Origin of the sequence: Bartonella sp. AP88HLJMH (assembly GCF_042195605.1) — a bacterium.
Taxonomy (GTDB): domain Bacteria; phylum Pseudomonadota; class Alphaproteobacteria; order Rhizobiales; family Rhizobiaceae; genus Bartonella.
Genome location: NZ_JBHIOR010000008.1, coordinates 53,369 through 66,654 on the forward strand (window position 1 = coordinate 53,369; position 13,286 = coordinate 66,654).

Sequence of the window (13,286 nt, forward strand, 5' to 3'; positions counted from 1 at the left end):
CCTTATCGTAAACGCACTTTGTTTACGCATATTCTTAACCACCCATAAGAGATTGTCTGTAACTCTCTAATCCTGCTCAGCAATGACATTCGTCACCCCCAACAGACCAGCGCTTCATGAAGTTCCCACAATTTTTCTCAATCCAAGCTTCTTTCAAGAGCACCTAATAATTTATAAATATAAATGTTTATTTTATTATCCTGATAAAGCTAAACTATACTTTTTAATACTATTATTTTAACACTATCATTGCCTTTAAAACGCTCATTATGCGAAAAAATACTTCACTTCTAACAATAATAAAATAATTTCGCTTGTATCTTATCTTAATATGTGATTAACGTTCAGCACAAACTTAGATCTTTTTATAGCAAAAATACCATACAAAAGGGGAAAATAATGGAGGGTATCTCTTCAAACAAACTCAAAGATGAAAACAATGAAAATAAGGAAGCAACTTTAAATGAGGCACAGTCTGTTCCTCCTCAAAAACGTAAAGGGGGTCCATTTAGACATATGTTGTTCCTCTTTCTTTTAACCTTTCGTAAACCCATTGTTTTCGTAACGAAAATCCTAGCGATAGGCTTTTTATTAATGGCAGGAATTCTTTGTCTAACATACCTCGCAGTAGGAAGAGAGTCATTACCCCTATCGATCGGGATACCAATGATCATTACGTCAGCTCTCTTTGGCATTTGCAACATGTATATAAATTGGTATTATGACATGCTTTTATTACGTTTATCGCCAGACAATGTGAACCTTTCACTCTTTCAATAAACATCATCATAGACCACCCTTGGGAAGGTCAAATTTTTCTACAGCATGGATATTAAAAGGAATTCAAACTATCCACATTCAAGAGCCAAAGTATATTCTCACTATACTGGTTCCCTCACCGGATAATTTGAATTCCCCCTCCGTTTGACAATATCCAGCACTCCACCCACGTAGAAATAATTGGGTTGCAAAAAATCATAAACTATTGCCTTAAAAGAGAAATTTATGCATAATCTTTCACTCTAACAGCACAGATTTAATCCCTCATTAAAAGTACCGAGCGCTCCGCTCCGTCCCTGATCTCCACGTCAAAGATATAATTACAGGATATGATTACAGCACTAAGCTTATCCATTCCCAAACCAAACATCCTCTCACCCCTCACGTAAAATAAAAAGCCTCAAACAGAAGACACTTGTGTTGCCAATTTACGCACTTGTTTTAAAGAAACACTTGGCCAATGCACATTGCCACCACTTCACAACAGTAGCCCCCGTCATAGAGTGAAAGCTCTCGGTAATAGCTTAAACATTCATAGTGCACCACCCTCTTTAAACTTATGAAGCGTAAACGCCAACCTCATCATACCGCTTTGCCAGTCTCCAATGTTACAACACTCTTAGCATTTGAAAGCATTCATAAAAGACCGTTTTATTCCTTATCTTCAAGTATCTTTACCATAGATCAATCCCGCTTGTGATATGCAAGCAGCGAATGCTATGCTTAAAGATACACAGATTTGCAATGAGAAAACCTTAAGACTATGCGAAACTCTTATTTTACTATGTTTTCTCTGAACAATAGAAATTTATCCTTATCAATTCATCATCTTCGTCATCATCATGCGGTTTATTTTTTAGGTTTTAAGAATAAGCCTTAAGAATATCCTCACACACGAACAAAAAACACCTCATGTTATAAATTTTACATGAGCCTTACTAAACGATGATATTTTACGAAAAAACAGGATTATTTTCTCACAAATAGGAAGCTTTTACTTTTTTCCACTCTTTGTGCTTTTTTATGTCCTTTTTTTTTACGAGAAAATTTTTACCTTCAAGGCCAACCCTTAACACACCCTAAGGAATTTGTAAGGGATATACCCTTGACAAGAATAAGACTTCTTGTTAAATCTCTCTTACTTTTTTGCAATTTTCACTTATCGTTGTGCTAATGAAGTGGTTAATGCGTACCTTAAGAGTGCGCTTTTCTTTTTGTGATCACAGTGAAAAAGTGTATCGTGTGATGTTATCATGCAAGTACGATATCGCAATGCAATGCTCATAGAGTAAGCAGTCTATTGGGGTTGTAATATTGTATTTTCGTGTTTTAATATTGTATTATAGTATTGTGTTACGTAAACTATTTAAACGGTGAATATGATGAAAATTAAAAATTCGCTTAAAGCACTAAAAGAGCGCCACCGTAACAATCGTTTGGTGCGTCGTAAGGGTCGTGTTTATATTCTTAATAAAACGAACCCACGTTTTAGAGCACGTCAGGGCTAATTCTTTTAGGACTAATTTCTTTAGGATCAATGTTTTTATGCCTACTTTGATTGTAGGCTTAAAAAGATTTTCTTGCGTTTTTTTGGTTATAAGTCCGTTGATTACAAGTCTAGTATTTGATAATATTTGGTGATTTATCTTTTGGGGGCTTGTTTTTATGGATTCTTCTATTTTTTTAAAAGCCTTTCGATTTTTTCAGCTGCGTTTTTTCTGTATTTTTCAGCGTGCGTTTTTTCTTTTTTTTGTTGGTGTTTTTTGTTTTGTTCCCTCGAGCTATGGGCAAAATCCTCCTTCTCTTCCTGAAGATCGGCCTTCTCCACAATCGCTTTTACCATTAGATGATCTTATTCCCAATTCTCCTCCCCCTTCCTCAACGCCCTCCGATTCTGATTCCTCGGCGGTTATTCTTGAAGATCTTGACAAAGAGCAGCTTTCCCATGTTGACAGAGTTAAGCAACGCAAAGAAGCAGAAATTTCACGTTTACTCAAAGAATTGAAATATTGTGCTGATGTTGCTAAAGCGAAAAAGATCAGTCAACAACTTCAACATTTATGGTCCCAATCGGGGAGTGAGACGATTGATCTTTTAATGTCATGGGCTGAAAATGCACTCAACAGCGACGATTATGGACTTGCGCTTGATTATATTGATAATGCTCTTGCACTTTTACCTACTCATGCTGAAGCTTGGGTAAGGCGTGCTTGGATTCACATTCAACTGAACGATTTCAAACTTGCCCTGCTTGATCTCAACCATGCTCTTGAACTTGAGCCGCGCAATTATAGTGCTTTTTTTGAACTTGGCGTTGTCATGGAAGCAACGGAGCGTCCCAAACTTGCTCTTAAAGCTTATGAAACAGCATTGGATTACTATCCACAAATGCGCAGGATTCAAAAGCGCGTTCAAGCTCTGTTAGACGAACAATCACCCCAAGCTCTTTGAAACCATTCAAGAATAAGACGCTTTACGGAATCCTTTCAAACCTAGATAAGACGCAAGCCGGCTTCACATTCCACTCAATAAACTGCCCCTGCTTATAACCCCCCCCAATTGACAGTGTCTTTTTTTGAAACTTAGCCATTACCATGGAAGCAACAGAGCGTTCAAAACTTGGCTCTTAAGATTGATGAAACAGCATTGGATTACACTCCACAAATGCGCAGGATTCAAAAGCGCGTGCAAGCTCTGCTAGACGAACAATCACCCCAAGCTCTTTAAAACCATTCAAGAACAAGACACTTTACGGCATCCTTTCAAACCTAGATAAGACGCAAGCCGGCTTCACATTCCACTCAATAAACTGCCCCTGCTTATAACCACACCCCCCACACACAATTGACAGTGCCTTTTTTGAATTTGAACTTTTTTTGTATTACAGGCAGCGTCCAAACACTTCCAATATGCCCCTTACAGAATTTCTTCTCATAGCAAGCATACGGGCTTCACGCCTAAGTCCTCTTCACGCCGTTTCTTCTTTTCACACCTTCCATCATGGATAAAAAAAATTGTAAACACGATCCTCAAAAAATACTTTTTGAAAAAAGCTTAAAACATCGCTTAGCGCCTCTAATAAACTATCACCGTCTGTTTTTTATTTATGAGCTTCAACCATATAGAAGCACATACCGTATCGGCTCTCCTCCACCCCTCAAAGTTGATAAAACAGCCCTGAAATATGGCTTCACAAAGCAAAAACTTCAAAGGTGCAACACCAATTCAACCAACATCCTTGAATAAGAAATATTCCTTTCAAAACTCCTCCAAGCATTACCACGAAACATAAAAATCAAGTACTGTCCCAAAAGAGCCAATCAAGCCATTGCCAATAAACCGTTCTGCGTCACTCAATCACCCACCCCCACTCATATTTTTTGCTTTTTTACTTTGAATAAGCCATCCATCATACAGCCATTTCGAGCAACCACCGACAATATCATCAATCTCTCCTGAAATACTTCATGAAAAAGAAGAGAGCGAAGTTATTTTATCTCTAGCAGAAGCTCTGAAATTGTTTTATATTAAGGAGGGTGTTCTGCGCTTCTCGACAGGAAATAACGTATTCCTGAGACCTTAATGATCTCCAAGGGAGCTGTCCCTGATCAAGCCCGTGGGCTTTTTCATATGGCGCCCACCTATTTGTATAGGTTCCCGGGATCAGCTTTTTCCATCGGCTGTTGTGGATCACCCTTTATTTATATAACTTTTTTACATCAAATTTTTCCAGCTAAAATTGAGAGCGTCCTTTTACATAAGACCAATGACGATACTCTCTTTTCAAGAAATAAAAATTACGATAGGCTTTATTTTATAAAACAAACAGCACTGACAAAATAATCCCCTCTGTGAATCTGCTTCATCCCTTCGCACGCAAGCAACGCAAAAGCGGCTTGTCGCACCAAGATGCCCCCTAAAGAGCACACACTTTTTTTCATGCTTTTTTTTTCATGAGCACAGCTCTTGTCCATACAGAGATTTACAAAACGCCAACAATGGATAAAATACCAGCATCTTATAAAACAATTGACGAGACAATGACAAATAATCCCCTCTATGAATCTGCTTCACCCCTTCGCACACAGCAACGCAAAAGCGGCTTGTCGCACCAAAATACCCCCTAAAGAGCACACACTTTTTTTCATGCTTTTTTTTCATGAGCACAGCTCTTGTCCTAACAGAGATTTACAAAACGCCAACAATGGATAAAATATCAGCATCTTATAAAACAATTGACGAGACAATGACAAATAATCCCCTCTATGAATCTGCTTCATCCCTTCGCACACAGCAACGCAAAAACGGTTTATCGCGTCGTGATGCTCTTTTAACAGAAGAGCGTGCACTCTTTTCGCAGCGTGCTTGTTGCCACTTTATTGAATACCTTGAAAAGAAGGGAACCGATTTTTCACGCCTCATTTTAGCAGGCTATTGGCCCATTAAATCGGAAATTGACCCGCGTCCTTTACTGGATGCTGTAGCGTTACGCGGTGGGCATTTAGCCTTACCAGCAGTTCTTGATTCCACCACCATGATTTTCCGTGCATTTTCGCCCAGCACAATTTTAGAGCCCATGCGTTTTGGCACCTTTGGTCCGGGTGCAGACAATGACGTTGTTGCCCCCAATAATATTATTGTTCCGCTTTCTGCGTTTGATCGTCAATGTCACCGTCTTGGCTATGGAGGAGGATACTATGACCGTGCTGTTGCAGCTCTTGAAAAACAAGGGCATCAAATGATATTATGGGGCATAGGATTTTCATGTCAGGAGGTTTCCTCTATTCCTCCGACAGAATATGATCTACAGGTACAAGGAATTTTTACAGAAAAAGGTTTCTTAAAATGTTAAAATGTGATTAAAGCGCCTATGCGTTTTTTATTTTTAGGTGACATTGTTGGTAGCACAGGCTGTAAAGCTGTTTTTGAACACCTTCCTCAACTGATTGAGAAATGGCAGCTTGATTTTGTTGTGGTAAATGGTGAAAATGCCTCTGGTGGTTTTGGTCTCACACAAGAAACGTATCAAGATCTTTTGATAACCGGTGTTGATGTTGTCACCACAGGTAATCATGCTTTTTCTCACAAAGAAGCATTGCAGTATGCCCATGAGAGTGATCGTTTTTTACGCCCTGCCAATTTTTCGAAAGAAACTCCTGGAAAAGGTTCTGGTGTTTTTACGGCAAAAAATGGCGCCCGTGTTCTTGTCGCCAATCTGTTGGGCAACGTTTTTATGCCGTGTAAAGTAGAAGATCCATTTGAAACAGCGGAAAATATTCTGCTTGCCTGTTCGTTGATGGAGCAAGCCGATACGATTATTTTTGACTTTCACGCAGAAACGACAAGCGAGAAGCAATGTTTTGGCCATTTTCTTGATGGTCGTGTAAGTGTTATCGTTGGCACACATACGCATATTCCCACGGCTGACGCGCAGATCTTAGAAGGTGGGAGCGCCTATTTAACAGATGCAGGCATGTGTGGAGATTATAACTCCTCTCTTGGAATGGATAAAGAAGAACCCTTACACCGTTTTCTTTATAAGACGAAGCAAGATCGTTTTGAACCGGCATGTGGTCCTGCCACCCTTTGTGGTTTAGCGGTTGAGATTTCAGATCGCACAGGTTTAGCAGAAAAGGTCTCGGCGGTACGGATTGGTCCTCATTTAAAGCCTGAAGTTCCGGATTTTTGGTAGCTTCTTTTAAGCCACCCCTTTGATAGTTTCTTTCCAAGATTTCCTTTTGAGAACTCTATTTGGCAAGACGACTTTTCCAGCCCTTCCCAAATCCCTACTAAAAACACCCCGCCCTCCAATTTGCCTAATACAGCAACTTTTCTAGCACAAATAAGTCACTCTTTTAAAAAAAATAAAGGATAAAGGATAAAATTTTTCGTGATTTTTAAAACGATGAGAAGGAGGTTTTATTTGGACATTTCTGCGGGGGGGGGAGGAGAAATGTTAACCCCCTTCTCTAGAAAAAGCTTTATATAATAATTTATTATTTAGCAAGAGCCTCTTTAATCTTTTTTTTGATTCTAACGAAAATTTAATCTTAAAATTGCTTTTTGCTTTTTAGGTTTGAGCTCTCTAAAACTTTTCAAAAGGATGTGCTCTTCTTTACTTGAAATCCTTTCATCACAGCAATACAAGACATTGTCTTTTGTTGAGAGATCCGTATAGAAAAAAGAAATGGGAACATTGAGAATATCAGCAATTTCCTGTAAACGCCCAGCTCCTATACGATTAGAGCCTTTTTCATATTTTTGGATTTGTTGAAAAGTCACCCCTAACTGGCTGCCTAATTTCTTTTGCGACATTCCCAGCATTGTTCTTTTAAAGCGAATTTTTCTGCCTATCGAAATATCGTTAAAGTGTGGATTTTTAGCTTTCACTTCAAGCTCCCCTGCCGGTTGCGAGCGCCTCTTATGCGTATTCCGGGAGTCAAAAACACTGAGTTCAGTCAGCTTTTTTGCTTTTAGTGCTAGAGAGCACCTGGACATAGCAAAAACTCCCGGAATCCCGGGACACCCACAAGAGTAGGTTCATTTTTACGCTCGGATTTTAGGGGTTTTTGAATCCCTCTTGGTCGTTGCGTATACGACCAAAATTACAGTGTTATTTATAAAGCAATTTCAGGAAATTAGCAATAAAATTTAAAAACAGTCTTTATTTGTATTTTTATAAGAGGCAGATAACCTCTCATTTTTGATTAAATTATATACGAACGAAGTGAGCGCTATTTATTGAAATAAGTATAAGATCATAATCAAGAGATGCTAGACGTATTAGCTCGTAGTAAAAACCTTTCATAGACATCATTAGCAAACAAGCAAAGAAATATCATGATAACAAAACCAATGACCATTGCTGTTTGGTGTTCATAGGGTGCAACTCTCGCTGTGTATCCCCAAAAAAGAAAAATAGGAATAAAACCAAGCCACCAACAAAGAAGTTTAAGAAGGCAAAAACTGGTTTACGAATGAATAATAAAATAAGGAAGATTGCGTAAAGCAACTTTTTAACTATTACAGCCAATATTCTACGTATTATCTTGAACACCCCACGCATTATAATTGATAAGATACTCTTTTTATGTCTTGATTTTTTTGGTGTTTGTATTCTTAGCAGAAAGATCGTTTATGACTTTCTCCCATTTTCAAGCCACTATATTATAAAAATGTACTATAAAAATAATTTATCTCTAATTATATCATCCAAAAATACAACAATATTTTATTCATTTTAACTAAAAAATAGATGCTTTATTAAGAAGAAAAGCTATTTTCATTAGTAAGAGCTGTTAAATCCTTACGTCTAAAATAGATAGAGCGTCCACAACGAACAGGTGGTTGCCCTTGCATAAGAATAATCTGTTCGTCTTTTCGCATTTCTTGTGTTATTTCATGCGGATATATTAAAGGTCTATGCTGGGTGTTTATATTTTCTGTCCCTCTTGTATGGAATCCTCCTAGAGGTTTGCTTGAATCTTTCACTTCAATGGTCATTTGACCACATGCCTTAGATATATTTTCAGCAGTTTTAATATCTTTTATTGCGGCATAGCTTACAAAAGCACAATTTTCAAACCATGTCATAACGCCTGACGAACCGAAATAGTGTTCTATTTGATCTACAGACTTGTAAAAAAGCATGAGAGATATACCATATTTGCGTCCATGATCACGTGCTTCTTCTAAAATGTTCATATATCCTAAAAGATCAGCATTATCTAAAATAAAGAGCGCTCTTTTTGCATAATTACCATTAGCGGCTTCCATAGCTCTGAGAAAAGAGCCAACAAGGACACGCCCAACACCTGGATAAGATTTTAAAATTTTTGAGGGGATATTTAGAAAAATATCAATATTTCCCTTTGTTATATCGGTAGTTTTAAAATCATGACCACTGATAAGGTTTGCATAGTTAGAGAGTGAAAGCCATTGTATATCTTTTGCAGCAGTAGAATAGACATCTGAGAAAGTTTGTTCAGCCATATTTGTAAACACCCCAAGGGTTTCACGAATAAATTGGGATGGAGAATTTGATCGTATAGATTGCAATTTTCCAATCACGGATGGTTCTGGCATTGACATGATCGTATGAAGGGTTTTTAAGTTTTTTTCCTTTAATGTGTATTCATCAGAAAAGACAATATGCGCAAGTAGTCCTGTTAACAAATTATGTGCCTGTAATACAAAAAATTGATCAGTCGAAGTTGATTTGTCGTTTTCAGAAAGAAGGAGTCTAGCAACTTCAACCAACCCCGCTTCTCTTTCATAAAGGGGTAGATTTTCATCTAACAGCCAATCTAAAGGATTAAAAGTTTCCGTTGAAGAACCATGAGGATCAAGAACGTATACTTTTCTGTTTGACAGCTGCCTTGTTTTTTTTACCATTGGAGCGACTTCAGTTGAAGGGTCAAAAACGATCAGTGGACCGGAATATTTGAGACAAGTTGGAATAACATTACTGGTTGTTTTATAACCACCAGAACCAGCAAAAAATAACATATGAGTTGAATCAAAATTAAGTTTATATGTCAACAATGGCTGGCGACCACCTTTTCCCCATGTTGTTTTGTCTTTAGGATTAAAAGGGACATCTTTAACAATATCTTTGTCGACTCTATAGCGCTCTCCTATGACGACTTCGCCATCACGAGGAAAAATCTTTTCAAGGCGTTTCATACTCATCCATTGAACACCACCAAAGATCGTATTTTTTGAAATTTTCAAAGGTGAAGCTTTAGGTAATGACAGTTTTATCGTGTAACCAAGGATAATAAAGCCAATAACAACACCCCATAAAACCATCCTATCAAAGAAAGGAAAAACATCCGCCCATGTCATATTATCTTGACCTACATATGGACTAAGTCTGATATATTCATTTGCACTATAATAAGTTGCAAACAAACCAAAGATGATCATGGACGAAATAGTGATATTTTTTCTGATATGCCTTTTTTGTAATAAGATGAATGAAGAACATGAAAATGCAATAAGGATTAAAATATCCAGTGGCTTTGATCTTACAAACCAATAAGCATCAGGCGTCGTTCCATTTTCTGTAATGTTATTGATGGTTATATTGACCAAAAAAGCTACAATGATTGAAAAGATGAGTGGCAATGCTAAAAATATAATCTGTTTTTTGTCTAATTTATTGACCATTTTCCCCCCTGCATACCAGAAAAAGCTTCTCTTCCTATTTTTTCGAAATTTTTGAATTTTTATCAAGTTTTGAAACGTAAAGCAAACCATCTTAAGATGAAAGACTTATCTGCCTCTCTAAGACGGGCTTTTATAAAAAGCTCCCCTAAACTAATTTTTTCAAGAATTTTTCCAAAGTTTCTTTGATGCTTCACGCGCTATTTAAATTTCTTACTTAACTCTTTTACGACACTGTATATGCTTCTTAACAGAAAAAAAAACCAATAACAATACGCATTAGTGTTCACTGAAAAAAAAAGCGCGGTTTATCATGTTGTGCCGTAAAACCTTGTTGTTTAGAGCCGTGATATAAGGCATGTAAAACTTTCCATATTAAGTGTTTTTAGAGTGTGTAATAAATGGGCATGGCTTGCCCCGTAACGCCCTTTTTAAAGTGAACCACATGAATGGGTCAGGAGTAGGTCACCCCCCCCGCCAACAGAAGCCGGACTGTTTACAGAGCAGCCCTTAAGTCAGGAATATGCATCCTTTAGAGCGTAGAGCGGGAGGAAATCAAACACAAAATTGCCTTCTGTTTTTGAGGTTTGAGCTCTCTAAAACTTTTCAAAAGGATGTGCTCCTCTTTGCTTGCGATCCCTTCATCACAGCAATACAAGACGTTTTCTTTTGTCGAGAGATCCGTATAGAAAAAAGAAATGGGAACATTAAGAATATCGGCAATTTCTTGTAAACGCCCCGCCCCTATACGATTAGAGCCTTTTTCATATTTTTGGATTTGTTGAAAAGTCACACCTAACTGGCTACCTAATTTCTTTTGCGACATTCCAAGCATTGTTCTTTTAAAGCGAATTTTTCTGCCTATCGAAATATCGTTAAAGTGTGGATTTTTAGCTTTCACTTCAAGCTCCCCTGCCGGTTGCGAGCGCCCTCGCATTGGTATTCCGGGAGTCTGAAAGTACTGAGTTCGAATCAGCTTTTTTTGCTTTTAGTGCTAGAGAGCACTTGGACATGGCAAAAACTCCCGGAATCTCGCGATACTTATAAAGCAGGCTAATGTTTCATCTTGGATTTTCAGGCTTTGGGTTACACCATTCAACCACACTGTACGACGAGAACCCTAGTGCTTGTTCATAAAATAATTTCTGGAGACCAGCAATAAAATTTAAAATAGTGTTTCTTATCTCATGAGACAATCAAACACAAATTGCTTTCTGTTTTTGAGGTTTGAGCTCTCTAAAACTTTTCAAAAGGATATGCTCTTCTTTACTTGAAATCCCTTCATCACAGCAATACAAGACATTTTCTTTTGTTGAGAGATCGGAGTAGAAAAAAGAAATGGGAACATTGAGAATATCAGCAATTTCTTGTAAACGCCCAGCTCCTATACGATTAGAGCCTTTTTCATATTTTTGGATTTGTTGAAAAGTCACACCTAACTGGCTGCCTAATTTCTTTTGCGACATTCCCAGCATTGTTCTTTTAAAGCGAATTTTTCTGCCTATCGAAATATCGTTAAAGTGTGGATTTTTAGCTTTCACTTCAAGCTCCCCTGCCGGTTGCGAGCGCCTCTTATGCGTATTCCGGGAGTCAAAAACACTGAGTTCAGTCAGCTTTTTTGCTTTTAGTGCTAGAGAGCACCTGGACATAGCAAAAACTCCCGGAATCTCGCGATACTTATAAAGCAGGCTAATGTTTCATCTTGGATTTTCAGGCTTTGGGTTCCACCATTCAACCACACTATACGACGAGAACCTTGGTGCTTGTTCATAAAATAATTTCTGGAGACCAGCAATAAAAATTAAAACAGTGTTTTTATCTCATGAGACAATCAAACACAAAATTGCTTTCTGTTTTTGAGGTTTGAGCTCTCTAAAACTTTTCAAAAGGATGTGCTCTTCTTTACTTGCGATCCCTTCATCACAGCAATACAAGGCATTTTCTTTTGTCGAGAGATCGGAGTAGAAAAAAGAAATGGGAACATTGAGAATATCAGCAATTTCTTGTAAACGCCCAGCTCCTATACGATTAGAGCCTTTTTCATATTTTTGGATTTGTTGAAAAGTCACACCTAACTGGCTGCCTAATTTCTTTTGCGACATTCCCAGCATTGTTCTTTTAAAGCGAATTTTTCTGCCTATCGAAATATCGTTAAAGTGTGGATTTTTAGCTTTCACTTCAAGCTCCCCTGCCGGTTGCGAGCGCCCTCGCATTGGTATTCCGGGAGTTGAAAGAGCTGAAACTTGACTCAGCCTTTTGCTTTTAGTGCTAGAGAGCACCTGGACATAACAAAAGCTCCCGGAAATCCGGGATATCCATAAAGCTGGATAAATACGTGTCTCAAGTTTAGGGTCTTTCATTCCCTGTTGATCGCTGCGTAGACGACCAAAACATTCTCTTACCAATAAAGTAATTTCATGAAATTAGCAATAAAATTTAAAAACAGTCTCTATTTGTTTGTTTTATGAGCCCCACCCGCCTCTCAAACTTTTATGCCCGCTCGTAAAAACTCCAAAACCATGAAATAAAACCCACGTTTATTGAGAGGACTAATAACCCTTTATTTTTGAGATCAAGCCTCCCAAAAGCACACCTAACAACATATCACCCCCTCCCAAAGCCATTTTTGAGAGACATCTTACAGATTTACACTGTGATACGTTGGATTTTTGCGCCACAACGAGCCAATTTTTCTTCTAATCTCTCAAATCCACGATCAAGATGATAAACACGATTGACGATTGTTTCCCCCTTTGCTGCCAATGTAACAAGAGTAAGAGGGCTGCAATCACAAGAGAAACAACAAGCACGCAAATCCGTCGCCATGATGAGGCCCCCCTTGCAAATTCTCTGTTCCACGAGACGGTTGCCCTCTCGCCCATCAAGCTTTATCTGTGCCCTCAAGCGATTGAGTTCTTGAACATGCATAAAACGATTTTCGAAAACCGTCTCTGTAATTTCACGCGCTTCCCTCAACCCCGCGTCATGAGCGCCATGAACGAAACTTAGACAATAATCACGAGCCTCCTCAAGAGTGAGAGAAGCAAAACTTTACACGAAAGAAAAACCATTCCGAAAAGAAAACAGCAGCCACAAAAGCCATACCCTTGAAAAATGGAGATTTGAAAGAACTATTGAGAAAATCATCAAGAATGTACGGCTCCAAAATTCCACAAGCAAGAGAGTAAACCATTAAAAATGCACCAGCCAAGCCCAGCGCCCCAAGCCCAGCCCCTCCCAACAAGCAAACATTGTGTTAAAACGCCCCCAAGCAATCGCCCCCCTCAACCACAGCGCAAAGCATTCAGCATATCTTTAACAGGTTTACACTTTGAAAG

12 protein-coding genes and 1 other RNA gene are annotated in these 13,286 nt (G+C 38.3%); 7 read left to right on the forward strand and 6 right to left on the reverse strand.

Annotated features, from left to right (window positions below):
- The first annotated feature begins 399 nt into the window (after positions 1-399).
- The 7 genes from ACFIMA_RS05310 (at position 400) to ACFIMA_RS05340 (ending at position 6,472) form a co-directional block, all read left to right on the forward strand.
- A complete protein-coding gene (locus ACFIMA_RS05310; RefSeq protein WP_375613596.1) occupies positions 400-780 on the forward strand; it encodes a hypothetical protein in 381 nt (126 codons plus the stop codon).
- A 1,382-nt stretch (positions 781-2,162) separates the two neighbouring features.
- Entirely contained in the window at positions 2,163-2,288 is a 126-nt protein-coding gene (ykgO, locus tag ACFIMA_RS05315) for a type B 50S ribosomal protein L36 (RefSeq protein ID WP_004863016.1), read from the forward strand.
- Positions 2,289-2,445: 157 nt separating this feature from the next.
- A complete protein-coding gene (locus ACFIMA_RS05320; RefSeq protein WP_375613597.1) occupies positions 2,446-3,231 on the forward strand; it encodes a tetratricopeptide repeat protein in 786 nt (261 codons plus the stop codon).
- Between the two features lie 1,084 nt (positions 3,232-4,315).
- Positions 4,316-4,476: non-coding RNA, 6S RNA (ssrS, locus tag ACFIMA_RS05325), on the forward strand.
- Positions 4,477-4,733: 257 nt separating this feature from the next.
- A complete protein-coding gene (locus ACFIMA_RS05330; protein ID WP_375693176.1) occupies positions 4,734-4,907 on the forward strand; it encodes a hypothetical protein in 174 nt (57 codons plus the stop codon).
- A 119-nt stretch (positions 4,908-5,026) separates the two neighbouring features.
- The gene (locus ACFIMA_RS05335) at positions 5,027-5,632 is read left to right on the forward strand and encodes a 5-formyltetrahydrofolate cyclo-ligase (protein ID WP_375647699.1); all 606 of its coding nucleotides are present in this window, start codon (positions 5,027-5,029) and stop codon (positions 5,630-5,632) included.
- 18 nt (positions 5,633-5,650) lie between these two features.
- Entirely contained in the window at positions 5,651-6,472 is an 822-nt protein-coding gene (locus tag ACFIMA_RS05340) for a TIGR00282 family metallophosphoesterase (RefSeq protein ID WP_375613599.1), read from the forward strand.
- A 341-nt stretch (positions 6,473-6,813) separates the two neighbouring features.
- Here the strand turns inward: ACFIMA_RS05340 and ACFIMA_RS05345 are convergent, their stop codons facing one another.
- The 6 genes from ACFIMA_RS05345 to ACFIMA_RS05370 all read right to left on the reverse strand — a co-directional run bounded on the left by ACFIMA_RS05345 (position 6,814) and on the right by ACFIMA_RS05370 (position 12,924).
- A complete protein-coding gene (locus ACFIMA_RS05345) occupies positions 6,814-7,278 on the reverse strand; it encodes a helix-turn-helix domain-containing protein (protein ID WP_375693175.1) in 465 nt (154 codons plus the stop codon).
- 765 nt (positions 7,279-8,043) lie between these two features.
- Positions 8,044-9,951, reverse strand: a complete 1,908-nt coding sequence (traG, locus tag ACFIMA_RS05350) for a Ti-type conjugative transfer system protein TraG (protein ID WP_375693174.1) — start codon at positions 9,949-9,951, stop codon at positions 8,044-8,046.
- A gap of 529 nt (positions 9,952-10,480) precedes the next feature.
- Complete coding sequence (locus ACFIMA_RS05355; protein ID WP_375693173.1) at positions 10,481-10,885, reverse strand: helix-turn-helix domain-containing protein; 405 nt, start codon at positions 10,883-10,885, stop codon at positions 10,481-10,483.
- A 259-nt stretch (positions 10,886-11,144) separates the two neighbouring features.
- Entirely contained in the window at positions 11,145-11,597 is a 453-nt protein-coding gene (locus ACFIMA_RS05360; RefSeq protein WP_375693172.1) for a helix-turn-helix domain-containing protein, read from the reverse strand.
- 171 nt (positions 11,598-11,768) lie between these two features.
- Positions 11,769-12,353 (reverse strand): helix-turn-helix domain-containing protein, encoded by a 585-nt coding sequence (locus ACFIMA_RS05365; protein ID WP_375693171.1) that lies wholly within the window; start codon positions 12,351-12,353, stop codon positions 11,769-11,771.
- A gap of 241 nt (positions 12,354-12,594) precedes the next feature.
- A complete protein-coding gene (locus ACFIMA_RS05370) occupies positions 12,595-12,924 on the reverse strand; it encodes a hypothetical protein (protein ID WP_375631872.1) in 330 nt (109 codons plus the stop codon).
- Positions 12,925-13,286 lie beyond the last annotated feature (362 nt).